Annotated in this window: 21 protein-coding genes; 17 read left to right on the top strand and 4 right to left on the bottom strand. The window is 39.1% G+C overall.

Features of this window, described 5'->3' with window-relative positions; genetic code table 11:
- Positions 1 to 2 precede the first annotated feature (2 nt).
- The 5 genes from ACYZ0U_RS11670 to guaB all read left to right on the top strand — a co-directional run bounded on the left by ACYZ0U_RS11670 (position 3) and on the right by guaB (position 5,735).
- Positions 3 to 833, top strand: coding sequence for a CheR family methyltransferase (locus ACYZ0U_RS11670; RefSeq protein WP_461452402.1), 831 nt, complete (start codon positions 3 to 5; stop codon positions 831 to 833).
- Complete coding sequence (locus tag ACYZ0U_RS11665) at positions 823 to 1,410, top strand: chemotaxis protein CheB (protein WP_461452400.1); 588 nt, start codon at positions 823 to 825, stop codon at positions 1,408 to 1,410. The genes ACYZ0U_RS11670 and ACYZ0U_RS11665 overlap by 11 nt, the downstream gene beginning before the upstream one ends.
- A 27-nt stretch (positions 1,411 to 1,437) precedes the next feature.
- Positions 1,438 to 3,366, top strand: coding sequence for a hybrid sensor histidine kinase/response regulator (locus ACYZ0U_RS11660; RefSeq protein ID WP_461452398.1), 1,929 nt, complete (start codon positions 1,438 to 1,440; stop codon positions 3,364 to 3,366).
- Between the two features lie 44 nt (positions 3,367 to 3,410).
- Positions 3,411 to 4,088 carry a heme exporter protein CcmB gene (locus tag ACYZ0U_RS11655; protein ID WP_461452396.1) on the top strand — a complete coding sequence of 226 codons (678 nt, stop codon included), beginning with the start codon at positions 3,411 to 3,413 and terminating at the stop codon, positions 4,086 to 4,088.
- Positions 4,089 to 4,265: 177 nt separating this feature from the next.
- On the top strand, positions 4,266 to 5,735 hold the full coding sequence (gene guaB / locus ACYZ0U_RS11650; protein WP_461452394.1) for an IMP dehydrogenase: 1,470 nt from the start codon (positions 4,266 to 4,268) through the stop codon (positions 5,733 to 5,735).
- A 114-nt stretch (positions 5,736 to 5,849) separates the two neighbouring features.
- Here the strand turns inward: guaB and ACYZ0U_RS11645 are convergent, their stop codons facing one another.
- Positions 5,850 to 6,350: an FUSC family protein gene (locus ACYZ0U_RS11645; protein WP_461452392.1), complete on the bottom strand. Its 501-nt coding sequence runs from the start codon at positions 6,348 to 6,350 to the stop codon at positions 5,850 to 5,852.
- Positions 6,351 to 6,483: 133 nt separating this feature from the next.
- Here ACYZ0U_RS11645 and ACYZ0U_RS11640 point away from each other — a divergent pair, with 133 nt between their 5' ends.
- The 3 genes from ACYZ0U_RS11640 to ACYZ0U_RS11630 all read left to right on the top strand — a co-directional run bounded on the left by ACYZ0U_RS11640 (position 6,484) and on the right by ACYZ0U_RS11630 (position 9,319).
- Positions 6,484 to 7,968 (top strand): sodium:solute symporter, encoded by a 1,485-nt coding sequence (locus tag ACYZ0U_RS11640; protein ID WP_461452390.1) that lies wholly within the window; start codon positions 6,484 to 6,486, stop codon positions 7,966 to 7,968.
- A gap of 29 nt (positions 7,969 to 7,997) precedes the next feature.
- The gene (locus ACYZ0U_RS11635) at positions 7,998 to 8,705 is read left to right on the top strand and encodes an LOG family protein (protein WP_461452388.1); all 708 of its coding nucleotides are present in this window, start codon (positions 7,998 to 8,000) and stop codon (positions 8,703 to 8,705) included.
- A gap of 80 nt (positions 8,706 to 8,785) precedes the next feature.
- The gene (locus ACYZ0U_RS11630; RefSeq protein ID WP_461452386.1) at positions 8,786 to 9,319 is read left to right on the top strand and encodes a hypothetical protein; all 534 of its coding nucleotides are present in this window, start codon (positions 8,786 to 8,788) and stop codon (positions 9,317 to 9,319) included.
- Between the two features lie 139 nt (positions 9,320 to 9,458).
- Here the strand turns inward: ACYZ0U_RS11630 and ACYZ0U_RS11625 are convergent, their stop codons facing one another.
- Positions 9,459 to 9,605: a lmo0937 family membrane protein gene (locus tag ACYZ0U_RS11625; RefSeq protein WP_461452384.1), complete on the bottom strand. Its 147-nt coding sequence runs from the start codon at positions 9,603 to 9,605 to the stop codon at positions 9,459 to 9,461.
- Between the two features lie 256 nt (positions 9,606 to 9,861).
- On the opposite strand from ACYZ0U_RS11625, the gene ACYZ0U_RS11620 reads away from it, so the two are divergent.
- From ACYZ0U_RS11620 to ACYZ0U_RS11585, 8 genes are all read left to right on the top strand, one after another.
- Positions 9,862 to 12,687, top strand: coding sequence for an FAD-binding and (Fe-S)-binding domain-containing protein (locus tag ACYZ0U_RS11620; protein WP_461452382.1), 2,826 nt, complete (start codon positions 9,862 to 9,864; stop codon positions 12,685 to 12,687).
- A gap of 92 nt (positions 12,688 to 12,779) precedes the next feature.
- Positions 12,780 to 13,058 carry a 30S ribosomal protein S15 gene (rpsO, locus tag ACYZ0U_RS11615; protein ID WP_158996309.1) on the top strand — a complete coding sequence of 93 codons (279 nt, stop codon included), beginning with the start codon at positions 12,780 to 12,782 and terminating at the stop codon, positions 13,056 to 13,058.
- 211 nt (positions 13,059 to 13,269) lie between these two features.
- On the top strand, positions 13,270 to 15,393 hold the full coding sequence (gene pnp / locus ACYZ0U_RS11610; RefSeq protein ID WP_461452380.1) for a polyribonucleotide nucleotidyltransferase: 2,124 nt from the start codon (positions 13,270 to 13,272) through the stop codon (positions 15,391 to 15,393).
- Positions 15,394 to 15,548: 155 nt separating this feature from the next.
- Positions 15,549 to 15,821 (top strand): hypothetical protein, encoded by a 273-nt coding sequence (locus tag ACYZ0U_RS11605; RefSeq protein ID WP_461452378.1) that lies wholly within the window; start codon positions 15,549 to 15,551, stop codon positions 15,819 to 15,821.
- Positions 15,822 to 15,926: 105 nt separating this feature from the next.
- Positions 15,927 to 16,577, top strand: coding sequence for a ribulose-phosphate 3-epimerase (gene rpe, locus ACYZ0U_RS11600; RefSeq protein ID WP_461452376.1), 651 nt, complete (start codon positions 15,927 to 15,929; stop codon positions 16,575 to 16,577).
- A gap of 178 nt (positions 16,578 to 16,755) precedes the next feature.
- Entirely contained in the window at positions 16,756 to 17,823 is a 1,068-nt protein-coding gene (gene serC, locus ACYZ0U_RS11595) for a 3-phosphoserine/phosphohydroxythreonine transaminase (RefSeq protein ID WP_461452374.1), read from the top strand.
- A 74-nt stretch (positions 17,824 to 17,897) separates the two neighbouring features.
- Positions 17,898 to 18,848, top strand: a complete 951-nt coding sequence (locus tag ACYZ0U_RS11590; RefSeq protein ID WP_461452372.1) for a D-2-hydroxyacid dehydrogenase — start codon at positions 17,898 to 17,900, stop codon at positions 18,846 to 18,848.
- A gap of 85 nt (positions 18,849 to 18,933) precedes the next feature.
- A complete protein-coding gene (locus ACYZ0U_RS11585) occupies positions 18,934 to 19,830 on the top strand; it encodes an SMP-30/gluconolactonase/LRE family protein (RefSeq protein ID WP_461452370.1) in 897 nt (298 codons plus the stop codon).
- Here ACYZ0U_RS11585 and ACYZ0U_RS11580 read toward each other — a convergent pair whose 3' ends face one another.
- Positions 19,831 to 21,162 (bottom strand): ATP-binding protein, encoded by a 1,332-nt coding sequence (locus tag ACYZ0U_RS11580; protein ID WP_461452368.1) that lies wholly within the window; start codon positions 21,160 to 21,162, stop codon positions 19,831 to 19,833.
- Between the two features lie 225 nt (positions 21,163 to 21,387).
- Here ACYZ0U_RS11580 and clpB point away from each other — a divergent pair, with 225 nt between their 5' ends.
- A complete protein-coding gene (clpB, locus tag ACYZ0U_RS11575; protein ID WP_461452366.1) occupies positions 21,388 to 23,997 on the top strand; it encodes an ATP-dependent chaperone ClpB in 2,610 nt (869 codons plus the stop codon).
- Between the two features lie 89 nt (positions 23,998 to 24,086).
- Here clpB and ACYZ0U_RS11570 read toward each other — a convergent pair whose 3' ends face one another.
- On the bottom strand, positions 24,087 to 25,517 hold the full coding sequence (locus ACYZ0U_RS11570) for a YXWGXW repeat-containing protein (RefSeq protein WP_461452364.1): 1,431 nt from the start codon (positions 25,515 to 25,517) through the stop codon (positions 24,087 to 24,089).
- Positions 25,518 to 25,530 lie beyond the last annotated feature (13 nt).

Below are 25,530 nucleotides of genomic sequence, written 5' to 3'. Positions count from 1 at the left end.
TTATGTATACAGAACAGGAAATCATATCAGTACAGCAATTAGATGAATTAATAGATCTGATTAAGAAATTTCATGGTTTTGACTTTTCATCTTATTCTAAAGCCTCATTAAAGCGCAGAGTTTTGCGTATAATGCAGAATAAAAAGCAGTCTTTTTACGATTTGAAGCATGTACTGGTAAATAACCAGGCCTTTTTTCAGGAGTTTTTGGATGAGATTACCGTGAACGTTACAGAAATGTTTCGCGACCCGTCATTTTATAAAGCACTTAACAACCAGGTTATACCATACTTGTCTACGTATCAGCACATTAAGGCCTGGAGTGCAGGTTGTTCCTCGGGTGAGGAGGTGTATTCGTTAGCAATTTTACTGAATGAGGCCGGCTTAAGGAAAAAGTCGTTTATCTATGGTACCGATATTAATACCGAAATGCTCAAGGAAGCGCGGAAAGGTATTTACAGCCTCAAAAAAATAAAGAGCTATGCTGAGAATTACCAATTTTCGGGCTTAAAAGGCTCTTTAACTGATCATTTTACCATTATGTATGATGCCGCAACTGTACACAGTGAGTTAAAACATAATACGTTATTTTCTGTACATAACCTGGTATCTGATGCTATTTTTAATGAGTTTCAGATCATCAGCTGCCGAAATGTCTTCATCTATTTTGAAAGTGAGTTGCAGGAAAAAATATTGGAGTTATTTTACAACAGTTTAGCTCCATTAGGCTTTTTATGTATGGGCAGTAAAGAAACTATCCGCTCGGATAAATTTAAAAAGAAGTTTAAGGTAATCAACAGTAAAGAAAATATATATCAAAAAATTGTCTCTTGATAATAACATAATTACACGCTGGCAACGATCAGAAGTTTTATTGATCGGAGGTTCTGCCGGGTCATTTAAACTGATATTCACTATCGTTAAAAATTTCAGTGCTGACCTGGGTAAGGCAGTTATCATAATCATTCACCGGAAAAAAAATTTTTTCAGCGAAATAGAAAAACTGTTCGCTGAAAATTCTCGTATCTCACTAGGAGAAATTACAGACAAAGAGAAAGTAACAAAAAATACAATTTATATTGCTCCGGCTAATTACCATACACTTATCGAAAAGGATGGTAGTTTTGGGTTGGATGTCTCTGAAGCTATATGGTATTCAAAGCCATCAATTGATGTGACATTTGAAAGCGCTGCTGAGGCTTTTAAAGGCCGTTGTACTGTAATATTACTTTCAGGCGCAAATCAGGATGGCGCTGAAGGGATGTTAAAATTGCGCGATGCAGGCAGTTTAACTATAGTACAAGATCCGGACGATGCAGAAATGCCGCAAATGCCTCTATCGGCAATTGAAATTGATGCGGCAGAATACAAGTTAAGTTCAAATGAGATTTTTGAACTAATAAAAAATTAACACATCGACACACTTATACAATTTTAAATGACCCCGGTTAACATTCTTATTGTTGATGACAGAGAAGAAAATATTATTGCGCTGGAAGCGCTAATAAAACGTGATGACATTAAAATATTTTCTACCACTTCACCTAACGATGCCCTAAAAATTGCCTGGGAAAATAGTATTGCTATCGCTTTAGTTGATGTGCAGATGCCCGAAATAGATGGATTTGAGCTTGTTGATATGCTTAAATCAAATCCCCGGACTAAAGATATCTTTGTAATTTTTGTTACAGCCATTTCAAAAGAATCAAAATATGCAATCAGAGGATACGGCAGTGGTGCAGTGGATTATCTTTACAAACCACTCGACCCGTTTATCACCGCTGCGAAAGTAGATTCATTTATACAACTGGCGCGTTACCAGGCCGAAATTATTCGGAAAAATGAAGAGCTGGAGAATTATTCTATTGTTGTAAATAATTGTGCAGACGTAATTTGTGCAGTTGACGCCCAAACTTTAAGGGTAAAAACCATTAACCCAACCGTTGAGAAAATATTAGGTTATAAACCCGATGAAGTTGTAGGAAAAAATATTGTTGATTTTGCTATCGAAAAAGATCAGATAGAATTAAAAAATAAGCTTGGGGAAATTATTAAAGATAATGTTGGTTTTTCGGTGTTTGAATTCCAATTTCAAACGTTCGACAAGAGCATTATATGGGTTGAATGCCGGGCATCATACCATAACAAAACCATCTTTATCAATATCAGTAATATATCGCCTCAAAAAAGCTATTTGCAACAGCTGGTAAAATCAAAAGAGATTGCCGAACACGATAAAAAGGTTAAAGAAACATTCCTGGCAAATATGAGCCATGAACTTCGTACTCCGGTAAACGGTGTACTTGGTTTAACGCAATTGTTGCGTAAAACAACATTAACCGACCAGCAAACAGGCATATTAGAGCTATTAGAATCATCGTCACAGTCATTATTAGGTATAATTAATGATGTACTTGATATTTCAAAAATAGAAGCCGGAAAGTTTAATATTGTACGTTCAGTTAGTAATTTAAATGAAATAGTCAATTCTGTTTATAAATTGCTAAAATTTAAAGCTGATGAAAAACTTGTTGATCTGCTTTTAGAGGTAGACCCGGAAATACCTGAATATTTATTGATAGATTACCTGCGTTTAAACCAGATTTTAATGAATTTGCTTAGCAATGCAATTAAATTTACAGACAGGGGTTATGTTAAATTGAAAATAACGATCATTGATAAACAACAAGATAAGGTACAATTGAGATTTTCTGTAGAAGATACAGGCATAGGTATTGCAGCTAACAGTTTATCAAAAATCTTCGATTCGTTTGAACAAGCTGAGGACGATACTTCAAATAAATATGGTGGTACGGGCTTAGGGCTTACTATAGTTAAAAAACTTGCTGAATTAAAAGGTGGCGAACTCACTTTTAGCAGCCAGGTAGGTAAAGGGAGCGTATTCAATTTTACAAATTGGTATACAATAGCATCAAAACCAAAAGTTAAAGATGCTGATGTTGATAAACTTATGCCCTTTAACCAGGTTAATGTTTTGGTGGCTGAAGATAATATGGTTAATCAATTTATCTTATCAAAAATGTTAAAGGATTGGAAAGTTAATGTTGAGCTTGTTGATAATGGCCGTAAGGTTATTGAAAAACTGCATCATGATGATTTCGATATGATACTGATGGATACTCATATGCCTGAAATGAATGGTTATCAGACGGCGAAAACCATACGTATTGATTTTGATGAGCCCAAAAGAAGCATTCCAATTATTTCGCTATCGGCAGCGGCATTGGATCATGAAAAAAATGAAGCGATAGCTGCAGGTATGAATGATGTATTATCAAAACCATTTCAACCGTATGAGCTGCACGAAAAAATGCAAAAGCTTTTAAATCTCGGCGTTGAGTTGTAGCGAAAGGCAGGTAATTAACAGCTAATTGTTATCTTCGTGCCACAATGCTCAACCAAACGTGGAATTTGCTAAAAAAAGAAATACTGTTAGAATGGCGTTCAAAATATGCTTTTAACGGTGTTTTGCTTTATGTAGTATCTACAGTTTTTGTATGCTATATGTCATTCAGTTTGACGCCTGGTTTTAAAGACATGAAAGGCTATCCTATAGTTTGGAATATCATTTTCTGGATCATTATTCTTTTTGCGTCAGTAAATGCCATAGCCAAAAGTTTTATACAGGAAAACAAAGGGCGGCTGTTATATTATTATTCTATTGCAAGTCCACATGCTATAATTCTCTCTAAAACAATATATAATATCCTGCTAATGTCGCTTTTAAGCATATTGGCATTAATTGTTTATTTATTGTTTTTTCCTAACGATATTGGCGATCCGCTATACTATGTTATAGCTGTTTTATTAGGTAGCACAAGTTTTTCAACAGTTTTTACCATGATCTCCGCAATCGCATCAAAAGCCGGCAACAATGGCACTTTAATGGCAATATTGAGCTTCCCGGTTATTATTCCGGTAATCCTAATATTGATAAAAATAAGTAAAAGCGCTATAGATGGAATTAGCCGTAGTTTAATTTATAATAACATAGGTATTCTGTTTGCTATAAATGTTATTGTAGTCGTTACTTCATTATTGCTCTTTCCTTATTTATGGCGCGATTAGTTATCTGATAGATAAATTAACAGACCGTATTGAATATTGTATTTCATCCTGACGAATTCAATTTTTTAACATATTACTATTATCATCCGCAAATCATCAAATTAAGAATTCCGGTTTAGTCCATCCAAAATCCGAAATTTATTGTATCTTTGTCCGGCAAATAATAAAATATTTGCCATGCAATCAAACCCCTCCAAATTTGTTGCCGAAGGTTTAACCTACGATGATGTCCTGCTACTTCCTGCTTATTCTGAAGTGTTACCACGTGAGGTTGACACCAGTTCTTATTTAACAAAAAAAATAAAATTGAACGTTCCGCTGGTATCAGCGGCAATGGATACTGTTACCGAAGCTGCTTTGGCAATTGCTATGGCGCAAGCAGGTGGTTTAGGTATGCTGCATAAAAATATGAGCATCCAGCGCCAGGCCGATGAAGTCCGTAAAGTTAAACGCTCAGAAAGTGGTATGATCCAGGATCCGGTTACTTTACACGAAAACGCTTTGCTGGGTGATGCCTTTAAAATAATGAAGGAATACCGTATAGGTGGTATCCCCGTTATTGATGGCAGTGGAAAATTAAAAGGTATCCTCACCAACCGCGATCTCCGTTTCGAGAAAGATGCAACCAAGCCGGTAAGTGATATCATGACCAAAGATGGTCTGATCACTGCGCCTAAAGGTACCACCTTAGTTCAGGCTGAAGAGATCCTGCAAAATCATAAAATCGAGAAACTACCTGTTGTTGATGACAATGGTGTTTTGATAGGTTTGATCACTTTTAAGGATATCCAAAAATTCAGAAACTTCCCCAATGCCTGTAAAGACGAACACGGCCGCCTGCGAGTGGGTGCTGCTGTTGGTGTTACTGCTGATACCATGGAGAGGGTAGAAGCTTTATACAAGGCAGGTGTTGATGTTATAGCGATTGATACTGCTCATGGTCACTCTTTAGGGGTAATTAACAAATTAAAAGAAGTTAAAGCTGCATATCCTAATTTGCAGGTTATTGCAGGTAACGTTGCAACCGGAAATGCTGCCATTGCATTAGCTAATGCAGGCGCTGACGGGGTTAAGGTTGGTATAGGTCCGGGTTCAATTTGTACTACACGTATTATTGCAGGTGTGGGTGTACCACAATTGTATGCAGTTTACGAATGTGCTGAAGCCTTAAAAGGTACAGGTATACCTGTTATTGCTGATGGTGGTATAAAACATACTGGGGATATTGCCAAAGCAATCGCTGCCGGTGCTGGATCTATCATGGCAGGCTCATTGTTTGCAGGGGTTGAAGAATCACCGGGCGAAAGTATTATTTACGAAGGCCGCCGGTTTAAATCATACCGTGGTATGGGTTCTATCGAAGCGATGGAATCTGGTTCAAAAGACCGTTACTTTCAGGATGTTGAGGATGATATCAAGAAACTGGTTCCTGAAGGTATCGTGGGCCGTGTACCATACAAAGGCACTTTAGCCGAAGTTGTTTATCAATATGTTGGTGGTTTACGCGCGAGTATGGGCTACTGCGGTGCTAAGGATATCCCAACTTTACAAAACGCAAAATTTGTTCGCATCACCGCTTCAGGTATTCGTGAATCACATCCTCACGATATAACGATCACTAAAGAAGCTCCGAATTATACAAGGTAATTAGATTATTATACAAGCGTCATTGCAAGGAACGAAGCAATGTTAACATAAGCAAGTCCGCCCTGTAGCGTATAAAGATTGCTTCGTTCCTCGCAATGACTTTTTTGTTTGATATTACCTATTTCTCTTCGCAAACCATCGCTCCGGCTTTAGCCAGTTGAAAACGAGTGTTATCAGCAAAGCCACTAAACATCCCGCCACTACGCAAACCACCCGCTCCAAAGCAATATACCAATGCTTTGTTTGTTCTACCTGTAAGGTTACAATGATCAATCCTGCAAGCGCACTCCGTATAGTACTGCTTATTTTTAAACCGATCCCCAAAAAAATTGTGATGGTAATACCTATACATATCAATCCCAGTTCAGGTAATTGGATAGGGTAAATGCAAATACCAACCGCGCAACCCAATGTGTTTGCTTTGATCCGGTCATAAGCCTGGTTATTGGTACTATCAAGCGAGGTTGCCAATGCCACCGAAACCAGCGACCAGTAAAAGGGATATTGTGGAATGGCTTTGTATAAAACATAGCAGATAACAACACCTAACAGGCATTTTATTAGGTAAACTACATGTGAAAGGTATTCTGACTTATTGAGTTGAAAAATGCTCATAACTTAGCAAATCAACATTATATAAATTGAATAGTTTGGTTGATTCCGCTTGATTTATATTTAATCCAAATTTCTTTTTTAGGTTTTATTCCTATCTTGCTTCCAAATACTGGCCATCTAAAATTAAGCTTGAATGTCTCCCGCGGTACTGTTGTCATTTATTATCGGTTACTTCCTGGTGCTGCTGGTTATCTCGTATCTAACCTCGCGCAAATCATCGGATAACGATACTTTTTTTGTTGCTAACCGAAATTCAAAATGGTACCTGGTTGCCTTTGGGATGATTGGCACAGCGCTGAGCGGCGTTACGTTTATATCTGTTCCCGGTAAAGTAGGGGCGCCAACCGGCGATCAGTTTGAATACTTTCAGTTCGTATTAGGCAATGCAGCCGGGTTTATTATCATCGCTACTGTATTGTTGCCGCTTTATTATCGTTTACAGCTAACTTCTATTTATGGTTATATTGAAGGTGCTTTAGGTAAATGGAGTTATAAAACAGCCGCCGGGATCTTTCTGATCAGCCGGATTATAGGTTCGGCTTTCCGGCTGTATTTGGTGGTGATCGTTTTGCAGAAATTTATATTCGATAGCTATCATATCCCTTTTGCCGTTACCGGGATGATCTGCCTTTTGCTCATCTGGCTGTATACATTTAAGGGTGGATTAAAAACCATCATCATTACCGATAGCTTGCAAACCTTATTCCTTGTTTCCTCGGTTTTTCTATCGATCTATTTCATTTGCCGCAGCCTGAACTACAGTGTTTTTGAAGCTGCCGAGGTTATCAAAAATAGCAGCTATTCTAAAATATTCTTCTTCAATGATTTCCTCACCAGCAAATTCCATTTTGTTAAGGCATTTGTGGGCGGCTTATTTATAACCGTTGGTATGGTAGGCCTCGACCAGGACCTGATGCAGAAAAACCTCAGCCTAAAAAATATCCGCGAAGCGCAAAAAAATATGTTCAGCTTTACAGCCGTATTTGTGTTCATTAATATTTTCTTTTTAAGCGTTGGGGCGTTGCTTTACATCTACGCGGCACATAATGGCATTACGGTTGCCAAAACAGATTATCTATACCCTACAATCGCCCTTAAATATTTAGGTATAATTCCCGGGATGGTATTTATGCTGGGTTTAACGGCAGCTACATTCGCCACTACTGATTCCGCACTTACCGCATTAACAACCTCGTTTTGTGTTGATTTTTTAAATTTTAATAAAGGCGATGTTTCGCTAAATAGTAAAAGGAAGGTCAGCATACGGCATTTCGTGCATGTAGGTTTCTCGTTTGCTATGCTGTTAACCATTGTGATATTTAATTCCATTAACAATAAGGCAGTTGTAACGGCCATATTCCAGGTGGCTTCATATACTTATGGTCCGTTGCTTGGTTTATATAGCTTCGGGTTGATGCTAAAAAACAGGCAGGTTTATGATAAGTTAGTTCCTTTTATTTGTGTTATATCGCCTGCTGTCTGTTATTATTTAAGCTCTAATTCTGCAAGGTTATTCGGTTACACCTTTGATAATGAACTAATACTGGTTAATGGCCTCATCACCTTTTTAGGCTTGTTGATTTTCTCCTCGTCCAAAACAAAAAATGCACAAATCTGATTAATACCTTTTACTATATTATATTTTCTATGACTAATGATGATAAAATAAGACGCGCGTTTGAAAACAAGGACTGGCAGGAAATTAAGGTAACCGACTCCTGGCAGATATTTAAAATAATGGCCGAATTTGTTGACGGCTTTGATAAGCTGGCTAAAATAGGCCCTTGCGTTTCCATATTCGGATCGGCGCGTACCCGTATTGACAATAAGTACTATGGAATATCTGAAACTTGTGCCCGCTTACTTTCAGAGCGTGGTTATGGTGTAATATCCGGCGGTGGCCCCGGTATTATGGAGGCCGCCAATAAAGGTGCTTATGAAGCAGGAGGGAAGTCGGTAGGATTGAATATTGAACTGCCTTTTGAGCAATTTCACAATAAATACATCGATAGGGATAAGATCCTCGACTTTGATTACTTCTTTGTACGCAAAGTAATGTTCATGAAATACTCTCAAGGCTTTATTGTATTGCCCGGCGGCTTCGGCACTATGGATGAGGCCTTTGAGGCGATGACCTTGATTCAAACCGGTAAAATTGCCCGTTTCCCCATCGTATTTATTGGGGTAGATTATTGGGGCGGCTTGTTTGACTGGGTTAAAAAGAATATGCTGGAGCATGAACATAATATTGCACCTGATGATTTGAATTTGTATCGTTTGGTAGACACTGCCAAAGAAGCAACTGATCATATTTTTCGTTTTTATGATAAATATGTACTAAAACCTAACTTTTAACAGGTGCTGAAATAAGTGGTACAATACTTGGATTGTGAAGTTTATATAAAATTTATAAAAACAATCTAAATATAAATACCATGAGCACAAACAGCACTAAACCTGAAGAAAAGGGATTTTTTGAGAAGGTTAAAGAAACAATTGAAAGCCTTTGGGACGATACCAAAGAAAATGCAGAAGAATTAAAAGATAAAGCAGGCGATACTATCGACAGCGTTAAAAAATCGGTAGCAGGTAAAAAAGAAACAGTTGCTAAAAAAGCTACTGCTGCTAAAACTACTGTAGCGCACAAAGCATCTGCTGCTGCAACAAAAGCAAAAGAAGTTGCTGCTGATGTAAAAGCTAAAGCCGATACCAAAGCAAAAGAAATAACAGCTAAAGCAAAAACAGAAATTGCTGCTGCTAAAAAAGAAGCTGCTGATGTAAGAGCGAAAGCTTCAACAAAAGCAAAAGAAGTTACTGCTAAAGCTAAAAGTGAAACAGCACATGCTAAAAAAGCAGTAGCTGCAAAAACTACTACTGCTAAAAATGGTGAATCAACTGCAAAAAGGTCAGTAGCTGCAAGGGTCGGAGCCGCAAAAAGCACTGTTAAAAAAGCAGTAGCTGCTAAATAATAAATAAGCTTTTTAAACACTAAAAGCTTAGCATACAAAAAGGGCGATGAATTTTTCATCGCCCTTTTTGTATGGTTTTTTTATATTCAACAAAAAAGCCGACCAGAAAATTCCTGACCGGCTTTTTAAAGTAAATAATTTATGCCCTGCGAATTACGCCGAGAATTAATGCTATGATAGCGATTACCAATAATACGTGAATGATTCCGCCAGCTGAATAAGCAAAGAATCCGACAGCCCAGCATATTACCAGGATTACAGCGATGATGTACAATAGATTTGTCATGGTTGTTGTGTTTTAGTTTCATAGGTTTTATCCAAAACTATTCCATAATGGTGTAAACAGCCATATATACCTTATTTATAGCTATTTAATACTAATTTTTAAAAATTGCAAGGAAATTATACTGTCATAAAATAGTCATCCAATGTCGGGGATTTAGGGCATATTAATTTAAACGAATAATATTTAATTGAACGTAATTAGCCGATTACATACACCCTATATTTTAGTTTATTAACTTTGGGTGTAATACTTCATAATGGATATTAACAATCAATTACAGGCCATCCTTCCATCATCCCGAATAAAAACAAGGTTGATAGACCTGGTGTCCTATGCCGCCGATGCAGGATTTTACCGTTTAGTTCCTAAGGCAGTTGTGCAGCCACTTGATGAAGATGAGATTGTTGCGCTATTTAAATTCTCGGCAGAAAATAGCATTCCTTTAGTTTTCCGTACTGGTGGTACCAGCTTGTCGGGGCAATCTATTACCGATGGTATTTTGGTGGAACTGAGCCAGTTTTGGGATAAGGTAGTTATTGAAGACGACGGCGCTTTAGTCAGGGTGCAACCGGGCGTAACCGGCGCAATGGTAAATTCTTATCTGAGTAAATATAAAACTAAGATTGGCCCGGATCCGGCGAGTATGAATTCAGCAATGATGGGAGGGATATTATCCAATAACTCCAGCGGTATGTGCTGTGGTGTTAAATTAAATTCCTATCATACGGTAAAGCATATCAGGTTTATTTTGCCGGATGGTAAACGTTTTAATACTGAAGATACAAGTGACTATGACCGTTTCGTTGCAGAATGTGGCGGATTAAGTGAGGTGCTTTTGCAGGCAAGAAAAACCATCTTGATTAATCATGATCTTTACGATAAGATCCGAAGAAAATACCGCCAAAAAAATACAGTTGGCTATTCCCTAAACTCGTTGATAGATTTTGAGCATCCGCTCGATATCTTAGCCCATTTATTAATTGGTGCCGAGGGTACGCTTGCATTCATATCCGAAGCTATACTGAAAACCATCCCCGATCTTAAATACAAATCGACGGCGCTATTATACTTTCCTGATATTTATACTTCGTGCCAGGCGCTTGTGCCCTTGATTGATGCAGGGGCAAGGGCAGTGGAATTGATGGACAGGGCATCTTTAAAAGCGATTGAGGATATGCCCAACCTCCCAGCCATTATCAAACAGTTGCCTGAAAATGCAGCTGCTCTGTTGATCGAATTCCAGGAAGCAAGTTATGCTGAGTTGGAGGAAAAGGTAAATGCTTTTTTAGTAAAAGTATCAAACTTGTCATTGCTCCAGGCACCCACATTTACCAGCAACCCGGTTGAACAGGAGTACTTCTGGAAAGTGCGTAAGGGATTATTCCCGTCGGTAGGCGCAGTGCGTAAAAGCGGTTCAACGGTGATATTGGAAGACGTGGCCTTCTCGGTTGAGAAACTGGGCGATGCGATATTGGATTTACATAGTTTATTTAAAAAATATAAATATCATAATGCCATTGTCTTTGGGCATGCCAAGGATGGTAATATCCATTTTTTAATTACGCCATCGTTTAATGATGCTAGTGAAATTGATCGCTACGACCGGTTTATGAAGGAAATGGTTGATGTGGTGGTTAATAAATATGACGGTACACTAAAAGCCGAACATGGCACAGGCCGCAATATGGCGCCATTTGTGGAAACCGAATGGGGTGGGGAGTTGTACGAACTGATGAAACAAATTAAGCAGTCTGTTGACCCTAAATCGTTGCTTAATCCGGGTGTTATTATTAATGCCGATAAGGACGTCCACATTAAAAATATAAAACTGCTGCCGACAGTTGAGCATGAGGTTGATCAGTGTACCGAGTGCGGTTATTGCGAACACAAATGCCCGAGCCGTAATTTAACCACAACCCCACGCCGGAGAATTGTGATCAGGCGTGAGTTAAAAAAAATGGAGCAAAGTGGTGATAAGGATAACTATGCAACCTTGCTACATCAATATCAATACGATGGTTTGGATACCTGCGCGGTGGATGGCCTATGCGCCACCGCCTGCCCGGTAGATATCAATACCGGCGACCTGGTTAAAAGGTTACGACGAGAAAATCATTCGGCTTTTGCTAATAAGGTGGCATTGACTGTAGCAAAAAACTTTGGTTTTGCTGTGTTGATGGCGAGATTTGGATTGAAGGCGGGGAATATTGTCAATAATATCTTCGGTAAAAAAAGCATGACCAAACTTACAGCTGGTTTAAAAAGGATTGTGCCAGCCATGCCTTTATGGTCAGAGCAAATTGCCTATCCGCCGAACCTGGCAGTGTTAAAAAGTAAAAGATTTAACTCTGACTCGACAGATAGGGTGCTTTACTTCCCAAGCTGTATATCCCTAATGATGGGAAGCGGGGAGGATGGTAAAAAGAACATAATGGAGACTTTTATCAGCATATCACAAAAAGCAGGTATTGCGGTTGAGGTTTTGAATGATAGTTCAGGTTTATGCTGCAGCCAGATATTTTCATCTAAAGGATACAAGGATGCTTACACTTTTAAAGCCAATGAAATAATTGAAAAGTTATGGCTCAATAGCCGCGAGGGAAAAGTAAAAATCGTGGTTGATGTAAGTTCATGCGCATATTCCCTTAAAAATTTACGGCCGCTGCTTTCAGCAGATAAACAGTTAAAATATGATGCACTGAGAATTTTGGACAGCGTTGATTATATGCATGATATGGTTATGCCATTGTTAAGTATTACAGTTAAAAAAGGAAATATCGTATTGCACCCGGTTTGCTCTTTACAAAAAATGCATACACAGGATAAGTTTGTAAATCTTGCCCGCAATTTTGCAGAGCATGTGACGGTTCCGCTGCATGCGGGATGTTGTGGGATGGCCGGTGATAGGGGCTTTCTGTTTCCGGAACTTACAGAGTCGGCCACAATGCCGGAGGCGTTGGAAGTTAACCAGCATAAATACGATGGTTATTATTCATCAACCAAAACCTGTGAAATGGCCATGAGCCAGGCGGTTAACCAAAATTATGAGTCGATTTTGTATTTGGTGGATGATGCGATCTAATTATGTAATGCTACTTGTATATATCCTTTAATAGCATTACATTTGCACCCACAATTAACAGAATTATTAATCGCTTTAGTATTATTCACGTAATGTATTTAAGTAAAGAATGGAAATCAGAGATTTTCGAAAAACACGGTAAATCAGCTACCGACTCAGGTTCAACCGAAGCACAGGTTGCTTTATTTACCAACCGTATCGCTCACTTAACCGGGCACTTAAAAAAGAACAAACACGATTTTTCAACCCAATTGTCTCTTCAAAAATTGGTAGGTAAACGCCGCGGGCTGCTTGCTTACTTATACAAAAAAGATATAAACAGGTACCGTGCTATCATCAAGGCCTTAGCGCTTAGGGATATCATTAAGTAATATCTGAAAGTTTTTAATAAAAAGCCGTCTCAAAACAAAGGAGATGGCTTTTTTACTTTACCCGCCATATTTTACCCCTAATAAACCAAGCGCCGCAAATAATTTTCTTCATGCGTCAACAGGTGCAATTATCAACTGAAAAACAATATATTTACACACAAAATAAAACCGGTGCGCCCTAAAGATGAAAGCGCATCACAACACAAAAAAGATGAATGTAATTAAAAAAGTAATCGATTTAGGTGACGGCCGCACCATCGAGATCGAAACAGGAAAACTGGCCAAACAAGCTGATGGATCAGTAGTAATTAAAATGGGTGATACCATGTTATTGGCTACCGTGGTTTCATCGCCAGATGCAAAAGAAGGCGTGGATTTTTTACCGCTTTCTGTTGATTATCAAGAAAAATACGCTGCCACTGGTCGTATACCCGGTGGTTTTTTACGTCGTGAGGCCCGTTTATCAGACTATGAGGTTTTGATCTCCCGTTTGGTTGACCGCGCATTGCGCCCAATGTTCCCTGAAGATTATCATGCTGACACACAAGTGATGATAACTTTGATCTCTGCTGATAAAGATATTATGCCCGATTGTTTAGCTGGTTTAGCGGCATCAGCGGCATTATCAGTTTCTGATATCCCTTTCAATGGCCCTATATCTGAGGTTCGTGTTGCTAAAGTTGACGGTAAATTAGTTATCAATCCAACTTTAACGCAATTACAAAATGCAACTTTAGAGTTTATTGTTGCCGGTAGCGAACACGACATTAACATGGTTGAAGGCGAAAGTGCTGAAATTCAGGAAGCTGAATTGGTTGAGGCTATCAAATTCGCACACGAAGCCATTAAAGTACAATGTTTTATCCAAAAACAATTAACTATTGAAGTTGGAAAAACAGAAAAACGTGTTTATAGCCACGAGCACAGCAATGATGAGTTAGAGAAAGCTATCTACGCTGCTACTTATGATAAAGTTTACGCTATCGCTGCTGAAGCTTCAGGTAAAGACGAGCGTGGCGCTAAATTTAAAGCCGTACGCGACGAATACATTGCTACTTTAGGCGAGATCGATGAGATCACCAAATCATTAGCAAAAAAATATTTCCATGATGTAGAGTATGATGCTATCCGTAACCTGGTATTAGATGAAGGCAAACGTTTAGACGGCCGTACAACTACCCAGATCCGCCCGATATGGAGCGAAGTTGGTTATTTGCCATCTGCACACGGTTCAGCAATATTTACCCGTGGCGAAACACAAGCATTAACCACAGTTACTTTAGGTGCTAAGGATGACGAACAAATGATTGATGGAGCCTTCATTAATGGCTATCAAAAATTCTTGTTACACTATAACTTCCCAGGTTTCTCAACAGGTGAGGTTCGCCCTAACAGGGGAGCAGGCCGTCGTGAGATTGGCCACGGTAACCTGGCTATGCGTTCATTAAAACGTGTATTGCCTGCTGAGGATGCAAACCCATACACTATCCGTATCGTATCTGATATCTTAGAATCTAACGGTTCATCATCAATGGCTACGGTTTGTGCCGGTACATTGGCGTTGATGGATGCAGGTATCAAAATTACCAACCCGGTATCAGGTATAGCCATGGGATTGATCACTAACGAAATGGGTACTAAATATGCTATCCTTTCTGATATTTTGGGTGATGAAGATCACTTGGGTGATATGGACTTTAAAGTAACAGGTACTAAAAATGGTATCGTTGCTGTTCAAATGGACTTGAAGATCAATGGTTTATCATACGAAGTATTAACAAACGCTTTAAACCAGGCTAAAGAAGGACGTTTACACATTCTTAGTGAAATGGCTAAAACGCTTACTGCACCACGCGAAGATTACAAACCACATGCACCTCGTATCATTACTATCCGTATTGATAAAGAGTACATTGGCGCGGTAATCGGCCCGGGAGGAAAGATTATCCAGGAAATGCAACGCGAAACTGGTGCTACAATCTCTATCGAGGAAGTTGGCAACCAGGGTGTAGTTCAAATATTTGCTGATAACAAAGAGGCAATTGATAAAGCAGTATCACGTATCAAAGCTATCGCTTCAAAACCTGAAGTTGGCGAAATTTACGAAGGTAAAGTGAAATCAATTATGCCATTTGGTGCATTTGTTGAAATTATGCCGGGCAAAGATGGTTTATTGCATATCTCTGAAATTGATCACCGTCGTATCGAAACTATGGATGGAATATTCCAGATTGGCGATGAGGTTCGTGTTAAATTGCTTGATGTAGATAAGCAAGGTAAATTAAAGCTTTCACGCAAAGCTTTATTGCCAAAGCCAGAAGCTGCAAACCAGTGATTTTAATTACTTATAATTATAAAGCCCTCCAAAAGAGGGCTTTACTTATGAATAGAAGTTTTTTTTGGGATTTTTAAAACAATTAGCTCTTTTTTTAATTTAAAATAGTTATAGGGGTTAAATCCTTTAATTAAAAGCCGGTTCTGTATTGAATAATGACATCTACTACTAATGATCCTTTAGATTTTCTCAATAGTAATTCGGGCGGGATACAGTCGGGTTCACAAACCGACCTTATTCAGCACCTGTTATATGAGATCATCAGGGTTAAAGATCTGATAAAATACTATGATTCTATCCCCAATGGGGGCGGGCACCTTGGCTCTTCTATTTTGAACGAGCTGGTAGCCGAGGCATACAATTCATTAGTAAATTACGATGTTGTGCTGATGAAGAAATATTACGATCTGTTGTTGAATTGTGATTAAGAATAGAGATTTGGTAGGAATAAGCCAAACAGAAACCTAACTTTGAATATCGATATAACATCAATAATTAATTAATCTCCAATCTCCTGTTTCTAATCACTAACTATGGATCACTTAGTAGCCCCTTCAATTTTATCAGCTGATTTTGCTAACCTGCAGCGCGATGTTGAAATGCTTAACAGCAGCGAAGGCGATTGGATGCACGTGGATGTAATGGATGGCCGTTTTGTACCTAATATATCTTTTGGATTCCCGGTTTTAAAAGCGGTAAAAAAATACGCCAAAAAGTTTTTGGATGTGCATTTAATGATCGTAGAACCTGATAGGTACATCAAAGAATTCGCAGAAGCCGGTGCCGATAGTATTACGGTTCATTTTGAGGCTTGTCCTAACCTGCATCGTACAATTCAAGCTATAAAGGAAGCCGGTTGTAAGGCCTCTGTCGCTGTAAATCCACATACAACGGTAGCATCCCTTGAAGATATTATTTTAGACCTGGATATGGTACTCATTATGTCGGTCAATCCTGGTTTTGGCGGGCAAAAATTCATCCAGAATACTTATAAAAAATTGGGTGATATCAAGGCTTTAAAACGCCGCTATAACACCGAATTATTAATTGAAGTTGACGGTGGGGTTGATGTTAATAACGCCGCTAAGCTTGTTGAAGCCGGCGCTAATGTATTAGTTGCGGGTAGTTCGGTATTCTCTAATCCGGATCCACTTGCAGCAATTGCCGCTTTAAAGCAAGCTTAATTAATTTAGCTGACCAAATCATTTTATTTTGCAATATAAACCCTACTATAATTATAGGGTATTGTAATTCTTTTGAAAAAAAAGCAAATAATCATTAGATATTTTGTCAAATTAATTAACTTCGGCGCGGCTAAGTAGTAAATTAACAATTAGGTATTTAGCTATAAATCTAATAATCATGAAACATAATTTTGGTGCCGGACCAGGCATTTTACCTCACGAGGTCTTAAAACAGGCAGCTGCCGGTGTAATCGATTTTAAAGGAACAGGCTTATCCATTCTGGAAATTTCGCATCGTGCTCCTGAGTTTGAGGCGGTTTTAAACGAGGCTGTAAAACTGGTAAAGGAACTTTTCGAAGTACCCGAAGGATACTCAGTTTTATTTTTACAAGGCGGCGCAAGCATGCAATTTGCTATGGCTCCTTATAACCTGTTACCTGATGGTGGCAAAGCTGCTTATGTAGAGTCAGGGGTATGGGCGAACAAAGCTTTAAAAGAGGCAAAATATTTTGGCGAGGTAGAAGTTGTGGCTTCATCTAAAGAGAGCAATTTTACTTACATCCCTAAGGATTATACCATTCCTGCGGATGCTGCTTATTTCCACCTCACGTCAAACAATACTATCTACGGCACGCAAATGCACACGTTCCCAAAATCACCTATACCGGTGGTTTGTGATATGTCATCGGATATATTCAGCCGCAAGGTAAACGTTGCTGATTTTGGATTGATCTACGCAGGAGCTCAAAAAAATATGGGCCCTGCCGGTGTTACTTTGGTTATTATTAAAAATGATATTTTAGGAAAAACAGGCCGTAAAATTCCTGCTATGCTTAACTATCAATCACAAATAGAGGGCGGTTCAATGTACAATACGCCGCCGGTATTCGCGATCTACGTTTCAATGCTAACGCTAAACTGGTTAAAATCAAAAGGCGGTGTTGAAGCTATCGAGAAGGAAAACAAAGCAAAATCAACTGTTTTATATGAAGAGATCGAGCGTAACCCGATCTTCAAACCGGTTTGCGCTACCGAAGACCGTTCAGACATGAACGTAACTTTCGTAGTAAACAACCCGGAGCATGAAAAACCGTTCCTTAAATTATGCGACGAAAAAGGTATAGTTGGCATTAAAGGCCACAGAAGTGTAGGCGGTTTCCGTGCATCTATATACAATGCATTGCCAATCACCAGCGTTTACGTGCTGATTGACGCCATGAGAGAATTTGCAGAAAAAAATAAGTAATCCGGTAAATTGTCATTGGTCATTAGTCATGTTTTGGCAATGATCCATGACAATTGACTAATGAAATAAATAAGATGATCAAAATATTAGCTAACGATGGTATCGATCCGGTAGGTAAAAAAATGCTGGAAGATGCCGGTTTTGAAGTAGATACCAATAACATTCCCCAGGAAGAGCTTCTTGAAAAATTAAAAAACTACGATGCGATCACCGTACGTAGTGCTACTAAAGTTCGCAAGGCTTTAATAGATGCCACACCAAACCTTAAACTGATTGGCCGTGGTGGTGTAGGTGTTGACAATATTGATGTTGACTATGCCAAAGAAAAAGGTATAGGCGTATATAATACGCCTGCTTCATCTTCATTATCAGTTGCTGAATTGGTGTTCGCGCAATTATTCGGCGGTGTTCGCTTTTTGGCAGACAGTAACCGCAAAATGCCGGTAGAAGGTGCAACAAAATTCAACGATCTGAAAAAAGCTTATGCTAAAGGTGTTGAGCTTCGCGGTAAAACTTTAGGTATTGTAGGCTTTGGCCGTATCGGTCGCGAAGTAGCTAAGATCGCTGTCGGTGTTGGTATGGATGTATTGGCTTATGATCTATACCCTTTCAAACCTGAATTGGAACTGGTTTTAGGCGGAGGCATCAAAGTAAACGCATCAGTTAAAACAGCAACGTTAGAAGAGATCATCAAAACAGCTGATTTCATCACCCTGCACACGCCATTTGTAGACAAAGCCCTTATAGGTGCCGCGGAATTAGCGCAAATGAAAAAAGGCGTAGGCCTTGTTAACGCTTCACGCGGTGGATTGATTGACGAATTGGCTTTGGTTGATGCTTTGAACAGCGGCCAGGTTTCTTTTGCGGCACTGGATGTTTACGATAACGAACCAACCCCCCGCGAAGAGATCCTTAAAAATCCCAAAATTTCCCTTACACCGCATATTGGCGCTGCAACTAACGAAGCACAGGAAAGAATAGGTGTAGAACTTGCCAATTTAATTATTGAGCATTTTAAGAAATAAGTTATTACATTAGCATATAAACAAAAAAGGAGCTTTATGCTCCTTTTTTTGTTTATATAATATTCGATTAATCTATTTATAGTGAATGAAGATCTTTAAGTTATTTGCCGGCATTTTATTATTTGCAATTTCATTTAACGCAGCCGCGCAGCAAGATAAATTGTTGTACGATACTACAGCAAAACCACAATTAATTTCGCGTCAATTTACTTTTACTGAAGGTGCATCGGTAGATAAAAAGGGAAATGTATTTTTTACCGATCAACCCGATAATAAAATATGGGAATACGATATAAATGGTAAGCTTTCGATTTTTTTAGATAGCGCGGGCAGGTCAAATGGTATGTATTTCGATCACCAGGGTAACCTGGTTACTTGTGCCGATGAACACGACCAGCTATGGAGTATCAGCCCACAAAAAAAAATAAATGTGTTGCTTACAAATGTTAGAGGGCATTTGATGAACGGGCCTAACGATATTTGGATAGACGCCAAAGGCGGCATTTATATGACAGATCCGTATTACCAGCGCGATTACTGGGAAAGGGTTAAACCTGACCTTGATGGCGAAAAGGTTTATTATCTACCTAAAAATAGTGGACAGCCGATAGTTGTCGACAGCACAATAAAAAAGCCTAATGGAATTGTTGGTACACCTAATGGCAAATATTTATATGTTGCCGACATAGGCGCTAATAAAACTTATAAATATACCATTAACAAAAACGGGACTTTGAGTGACCGGCAATTGATAATTCAACAAGGAGCTGACGGAATAACACTTGATGAAAGGGGCAATATTTATTTATGCGGAAATGGCGTTACCATTTATGACCCTAAAGGGAAAAAGATAGCGCACATTATTATTAATGAACCATGGACAGCTAACTTATGTTTTGGTGGTAAATACAAGGATATATTGTTTATAACTGCATCAAAGGCATTATACGCTCTTAAAATGAACATAAAAGGAGTGGAGTAATTAGTTTAGTGCAGGCAATTTTATAGTAAAGGTTGAACCTTGATTTTCAATGCTCTTCACTTCAATTTTGCCTTTATGGCGTTCAACTATTTGTTTCACAATACTTAAACCAAGCCCGGTTGATTGTTCGCCGTGTAAACCTGTTCGCCCGGCCTTTGAAAACCTTTCGAATAAATGTGGCAACATATCTTTAGGTATGCCAAGTCCATGATCTTTCACCTCAATAATGGCCACCTTATTTTCCTTGTCAAGCTGTATCTCAACCTTATCGTTTTCTTTTGAAAATTTAAGCGCATTGCTAATAAGGTTATCCATTACTCTGTGGAATTTTTCCTTGTTTATATCAACGTACAGGGGAATGTAAGTGCTGTTAAAAGTAATTACATTCCGGGTTTCATTATGGATTTTCCAGCTGTCAATAATTTTTCTTATAAATAAGTTCAAATCAACCTGCGTGGTTTCTACAATACTTTGATCATCGTTCCTGGCAGCTTCAAGCAGGTCAAGAATTATCCCGCGGGCTTTAACGCATGATTCTTTTATAATATTGATATTTTCACGCGTTTCCGCATCAACTTCCTCCATTTCCATTATCATAGCTGTTGATTCAACCGCGGCTAATGGATTTCGCAAATCGTGTGCTACCATACCTAATACCTGATTCTTAAATACGGCTGCATTCTCTATTTCATTATTTTTCTCACTGATCTCAATTACCTGTTTATAATAATTGGCTTTGTAAGAATAAAAGTATCGGGAGGTTAAATAAAACCCACACAATAATATGATGGAAATCAGTTCATTATAAACAATCTCCGTTGGGCTTACTTGCGCATATATTAGCATAGCTGTAAATACAAACCCTATTGCAATAATCAACAGGATAGTTTCATAAAGCTCGAACACAAATACGGCACTTACAATTACCAATGGTACCATATATAAAGTAAGTGCATTGCTTGGATCGGAAGTAGTGATAAAACTTGAAATGATACCGCAACAAATAAGGTATAAATAAAACAGAAACACGAAAATACCTATTATTGCCAATGCCTTACGATTCTTTTTATAGTAAACTATCAACAGGTAGCTACCTATAAAAAACAGTGGGGTTACGATAATGTATATCCAGTTGGTAAAATTAAATTCCGGGAAATTTTGAGCCTTGGTAAGGCTTTCCGGAAAAATAAGATACAGCGTACGGATAATTAAATTCAGAACCCAGAAAATAGCGCTGCAGGTACGTACCGCTATTAAATTTTGCAGTGTGTAGTTATTTCTATATGCAACTGCATACTTATTCGGGATCTTTTTTAAAGAAGGGGTATCCAATTTTGTAGCTGTAAAATTTATTCAAAAATAATGAATTTATAATATAAAATCATTGCAGAAGTCCTTTCCCAATTGTGTCTCACTAAAACTTTCCAATCCGGATATTTGTTGTTTGATCAACGAATATGATAATTTCTATTGCCAAAAGGGCATGAGGTTTTGTTTTTAGATGACAATTTTTCATAAACTAACAGATGGTCGACTTTTTGAATAGTATTAATCACTATGAACTTTAACAACTTTACCATAAAAGCGCAGGAAGCTGTACAAAAAGCTTCCGAAATAACCAGCGGCAATCAACAACAGGCAATTGAACCTGCCCACTTACTGAAAGGCTTATTGCTGGTTGATGAAAATGTTATTTCGTACTTACTGAAAAAGCTTAACGTTAACCTTAACAGGCTAAATGAAATATTAGATCAGCAAATTGCTTCATACCCGAAAGTTAGCGGTAGCAATGTTTATTTGTCATCTGCATCAAATACTGCTTTACAAAAAGCGCAATCGTATTTGAAAGAGTTTAAGGACGACTTTGTATCTGTAGAACATATCTTATTAGGGATTTTAGCCGCAGGCGATGCAACAAGCAGCGTACTAAAGGATTTCGGCGTTAACGAAAAAAATCTTAAAAAAGCCATCGTAAGTTTGCGTGGTGATAACAAGGTGACCGATCAAAATGCAGAAGCAACGTATAATGCTTTAAATAAATATGCCCGCAATCTGAATGAATATGCAGGTTCAGGTAAACTCGACCCTGTTATTGGCCGTGATGAAGAAATTCGCCGCGTGATCCAGATCTTATCCCGCAGGACAAAAAATAACCCAATTTTAGTTGGTGAACCGGGAGTGGGTAAAACTGCCATTGCCGAAGGCATTGCCTTTAGGATAATTAAAGGTGATGTGCCGGAAAGTCTCAAATCAAAGACTGTCTACTCGTTAGATATGGGCGCTCTAATCGCAGGTGCCAAGTATAAAGGCGAATTTGAAGAACGTTTAAAGTCAGTCATCAAAGAAGTTATCCAGGCCGATGGTGAGATCGTATTGTTTATTGATGAGATACATACACTCGTTGGTGCAGGTGGTGGCGAAGGCGCTATGGATGCTGCCAATATATTAAAGCCCGCGTTGGCCCGTGGTGAATTAAGGGCGATTGGTGCAACGACGTTAAACGAATATCAAAAATACTTTGAAAAAGATAAAGCTTTGGAACGCCGTTTCCAGATGGTGCTGGTGGATGAACCGGACACCCAGGATGCGATCTCCATCCTTCGCGGATTGAAGGAACGCTACGAGGCGCACCATAAGGTACGGATAAAAGACGAAGCTATTATTGCCGCTGTTGAAATGTCACAACGTTATATTGCCGACCGGTTTTTACCGGATAAAGCCATCGATTTAATGGACGAAGCTGCATCCAAACTGCGTTTGGAAATGGATTCAGTACCCGAAGCTGTAGATGAATTGGAGCGTAAGATCATGCAGTTGGAGATTGAGCGCGAAGCCATCAAACGTGAAAAGGATACACAAAAAGTATCAGCATTAAGTGAGGAAATAGCTAATCTATCTGCCGAGCGTGATTCATTACGGGCAAAATGGCAGGGAGAAAAAGACCTGGTAGATGGCATTAACCTAAAAGTTGAGCAGATTGAAAACTATAAACTGGAAGCTGAACAAGCTGAAAGGGCAGGCGATTATGGTAAAGTAGCTGAATTACGCTACGGAACTATAATTGAAGCGCAGGCAGAAGTTGAAAAACTGAAAGCGGCTTTATTAGAAAATCAGTCTGAAAGCCGGATGCTTAAGGAAGAAGTTACGGCCGATGATATTGCAGGTGTGGTTTCACGCTGGACAGGTATCCCGGTTAGTAAAATGATCCAAAGTGAACGTGAAAAATTATTAAACCTGGAAGACGAGCTGCACAAACGGGTAGCAGGGCAAGAGGAAGCTATAGAGGCGATAAGTGATGCTATCCGCCGCAGCCGTGCCGGGTTACAGGATAAAAAGAAGCCTATAGGTTCATTCATATTTTTAGGAACCACAGGCGTTGGTAAAACCGAACTTGCTAAAGCCCTTGCTGATTATTTATTTAATGATGAGCAAGCCATGGTGAGGATAGATATGAGCGAATACCAGGAACGCCATGCGGTATCAAGATTGATAGGAGCGCCTCCGGGTTACGTGGGTTATGATGAAGGCGGGCAATTAACAGAAGCTGTTCGTCGCAGGCCTTATAGTGTGATCTTATTGGACGAGATCGAAAAGGCACATCCTGATGTATTCAATATTCTTTTACAGGTTTTGGACGATGGAAGACTAACAGACAACAAAGGACGATTGGTGAATTTCAAGAACACGATTATCATCATGACCTCTAATATCGGGTCAAATATCATCCAAGAAAACTTCCAGAATTTGGAAGATGACAACCGTGATAACATTCTCGCCAAAACAAAGAATGAAATATTTGATCTGTTGAGGAAAACTATCCGTCCGGAGTTTTTGAACAGGATAGATGAGATCATTATGTTTACACCACTTACCCGTAACGAGATCGGTGAAATAGTTAAACTACAATTCAGGCACGTACAAGCAACGCTTGCAGATATGGGTGTAACGCTTGATGCAACAGAAGAAGCTTTAGATTGGCTGGCGCAACTGGGTTATGATCCGCAGTTTGGCGCAAGGCCATTGAAAAGGGTTATTCAAAAACGGATATTGAATGAACTGTCAAAACAAATCCTTTCCGGAAAGGTTGATCGCGACAGCAAGATAAAATTGGATGTATTTGATAACAACTTTGTTTTTCTGAATACGCAAGAAACAGCCGAAATTTAATAGAGTTAAATCCATCATGTATAAAAAGAGCTTCCCTTGGGAAGCTCTTTTGTTTAGTAATAATGTTGTTTCTCTGCAGAACAGAAAATTTATTGTTTTTTGTCTTCAGATTTAGCAGGCGCTTTTGAGTTATATGTTTTAGCCGGTTGTGAAGGTTTTTTGCCATAAGTATTTACACCTTGTTGCCTGTTATTTGGTGAATATTGCTGATTATTTACACTAGGTGTTCTGTTACCCATAGGATTTACCGGTACTTTTGGCACATTGTTATTAGCATTACCGTTGGTATAATTACTGTTCGGCCCTTTTTGTAAGGTTGTGTTATTATTACCACCAGCAGGCTTTGCGGTATTATTTGCACCGCCTTGTACATTTGCATTATTATTCATACCACCAGGTCGGGCATTATTGTTATTATTGCCTCTTAGGATGTTGTTGTTATCACTAACCGGTCTTGACGGTGTAAAGGCTTTTGGATTTTGCCTGTTATCAACAATGTGATTTTGAGTGGAAACTTGCAACTCCTTTGGAGTTGGGCGTGCATTTACACCACCCGGTCCGTTAAAGCTAACTCGTGCTGGCGGGTGTGTTTCTACCACGGTGCGGTCTACATAAGTATTATGCACAACATTTACGTTTACGCGTACTACAGCTGTGTTATATCTAAAGTGCCCGCCATACCAGTTCCCTCCATAATAACCGTGTCCGCCATAACCATAGCCGTAAGATATTCCACCATAATAGCCAACTTCGGCTCCCCAATAACCGTGGTGAAATAAATAAATCCCGTTTTCATAACCCCAGTAAGGAGGGGTCCACAATAAACCTGTTTGTGGTGGAGCTACCCAGGTTCCGTGTACCCAATAGTAACCACCAGCCGGGTTAAAGGCCCAATATCCCGGCTGCCAAAGGTAACCGTCTACCGGGCATTCCGGTTGATCGTCAGTTTGCAAAACAGGTGGCGCGTTATCTGCCTGAACCGATTGATCGGCGTCAGCTTGCTGATCGTTGTTAGCAGTTTGTCCTATTCCGGCAGGAACCGGTGGGCCTGATGGCGCTTGCTCGTTAAACTTACTAAAGGCAAGGCAATTGTTCAGGTTTGTAACATTGTATCCCTGTATTAATTCAGGCTCCCAGTTTTGAGCATCTTTATTAAAATAATATAAGGTATTCTGATCAACATTATAAGAGAATGTATACACATTTACGGTTTGCCCAAAGATTTTGGTATCGAGTGTAAGCTGATAGGCATTACCGGCAGATGGATCCATTTGTGTAATGGTCAACGTTTTGTGGCCTGGCGCCATAGATACCTTTGCATGCGTGGTATTGCTAACCAGGTCAACAAAAGCATCTTTAAATAAAACGGCTGCATCGCCTTGCGCCAAAACTTCCTGGCCGCTTTGTGGGTCTACAATATAAATAATTGCCGCGGGGTGTGTATCAGCAACCTGACCTTGGGCATGGCATAAACCACAGGTAATAGCCAAAAATAAAATAATAAGGTTAAGGGATTTCATTTTTTAATTAGAG

Origin of the sequence: Mucilaginibacter sp. (assembly GCF_965225845.1) — a bacterium.
Lineage (GTDB): Bacteria > Bacteroidota > Bacteroidia > Sphingobacteriales > Sphingobacteriaceae > Mucilaginibacter.
This window is presented reverse-complemented; position numbering and strand designations above follow the sequence as displayed.

Bases quoted from the DNA above. Each gene is read 5' to 3' on its own strand.
- ACYZ0U_RS11670 (WP_461452402.1), top strand. From the start codon at position 3: ATGTATACAGAACAGGAAATCATATCAGTACAGCAATTAGATGAATTA.
- ACYZ0U_RS11660 (WP_461452398.1), top strand. From the start codon at position 1,438: ATGACCCCGGTTAACATTCTTATTGTTGATGACAGAGAAGAAAATATT.
- ACYZ0U_RS11655 (WP_461452396.1), top strand. From the start codon at position 3,411: ATGCTCAACCAAACGTGGAATTTGCTAAAAAAAGAAATACTGTTAGAA.
- guaB (WP_461452394.1), top strand. From the start codon at position 4,266: ATGCAATCAAACCCCTCCAAATTTGTTGCCGAAGGTTTAACCTACGAT.
- ACYZ0U_RS11645 (WP_461452392.1), bottom strand. From the start codon at position 6,350: ATGAGCATTTTTCAACTCAATAAGTCAGAATACCTTTCACATGTAGTT.
- ACYZ0U_RS11640 (WP_461452390.1), top strand. From the start codon at position 6,484: ATGTCTCCCGCGGTACTGTTGTCATTTATTATCGGTTACTTCCTGGTG.
- ACYZ0U_RS11635 (WP_461452388.1), top strand. From the start codon at position 7,998: ATGACTAATGATGATAAAATAAGACGCGCGTTTGAAAACAAGGACTGG.
- ACYZ0U_RS11630 (WP_461452386.1), top strand. From the start codon at position 8,786: ATGAGCACAAACAGCACTAAACCTGAAGAAAAGGGATTTTTTGAGAAG.
- ACYZ0U_RS11625 (WP_461452384.1), bottom strand. From the start codon at position 9,605: ATGACAAATCTATTGTACATCATCGCTGTAATCCTGGTAATATGCTGG.
- ACYZ0U_RS11620 (WP_461452382.1), top strand. From the start codon at position 9,862: ATGGATATTAACAATCAATTACAGGCCATCCTTCCATCATCCCGAATA.
- rpsO (WP_158996309.1), top strand. From the start codon at position 12,780: ATGTATTTAAGTAAAGAATGGAAATCAGAGATTTTCGAAAAACACGGT.
- pnp (WP_461452380.1), top strand. From the start codon at position 13,270: ATGAATGTAATTAAAAAAGTAATCGATTTAGGTGACGGCCGCACCATC.
- ACYZ0U_RS11605 (WP_461452378.1), top strand. From the start codon at position 15,549: ATGACATCTACTACTAATGATCCTTTAGATTTTCTCAATAGTAATTCG.
- rpe (WP_461452376.1), top strand. From the start codon at position 15,927: ATGGATCACTTAGTAGCCCCTTCAATTTTATCAGCTGATTTTGCTAAC.
- serC (WP_461452374.1), top strand. From the start codon at position 16,756: ATGAAACATAATTTTGGTGCCGGACCAGGCATTTTACCTCACGAGGTC.
- ACYZ0U_RS11590 (WP_461452372.1), top strand. From the start codon at position 17,898: ATGATCAAAATATTAGCTAACGATGGTATCGATCCGGTAGGTAAAAAA.
- ACYZ0U_RS11585 (WP_461452370.1), top strand. From the start codon at position 18,934: ATGAAGATCTTTAAGTTATTTGCCGGCATTTTATTATTTGCAATTTCA.
- clpB (WP_461452366.1), top strand. From the start codon at position 21,388: ATGAACTTTAACAACTTTACCATAAAAGCGCAGGAAGCTGTACAAAAA.
- ACYZ0U_RS11570 (WP_461452364.1), bottom strand. From the start codon at position 25,517: ATGAAATCCCTTAACCTTATTATTTTATTTTTGGCTATTACCTGTGGT.